This is a genomic window from Ruegeria sp. AF8 (genome assembly GCF_056541825.1).
Genome location: NZ_JBQFYW010000096.1, coordinates 1 through 508, shown reverse-complemented (window position 1 = coordinate 508; position 508 = coordinate 1). Strand labels below are relative to the sequence as shown.

1 pseudogene is annotated in these 508 nt (G+C 58.1%); it reads right to left on the bottom strand.

The window, feature by feature from the left end:
• A pseudogene (locus ACR0AO_RS25560) lies at nucleotides 1–413 on the bottom strand (dimethylarginine dimethylaminohydrolase); the annotation flags it as partial.
• Between the last annotated feature and the right edge of the window lie 95 nt (nucleotides 414–508).

The window sequence follows — 508 nt, the reverse complement described above, 5'->3', positions numbered from 1 at the left end:
GTACGGTCTGACCGGCCCACCAGAATTTCGCGACCGGTAACAAGGATATCTCCACCCTCGATATGGCCGGGGCCCTGGATTTCCAGAACCGTATCGTAGCAGCCGTGAAGGGTCGGTGCCATTTCAGCCACTTCACCCATCCGCGAAGGTGCGCCAGGTCGCATCAGTATCGCACCTTGCGGCAGGCAAAGGGCTGTATCCTCAACAAATTGTGCGTCGGGAAACGCGTTCAGGGGATCCAGTTCGATTACCTCGGCCCCGGTGCTTCTCAGTGCTGCCACATATGCCTTATGCGCCGCTGTCATCCCGTCGAAATCCGGGTTTCCGATATCTTCTGCACGCAACCCGCCTGCAATAGTCGGAGCCGGACGGCGGGTGATGGCGCGGGAAAACTCAAAGGTTGGGTCTGACATGTTTCAATCTTTCTGAGCTGCGAATTTCGGAGTGGTGACTTCGATCATTACCGGCCCGTTCTGGGCGGCAGTTTGGCGCAATGCCTGCGCGACAG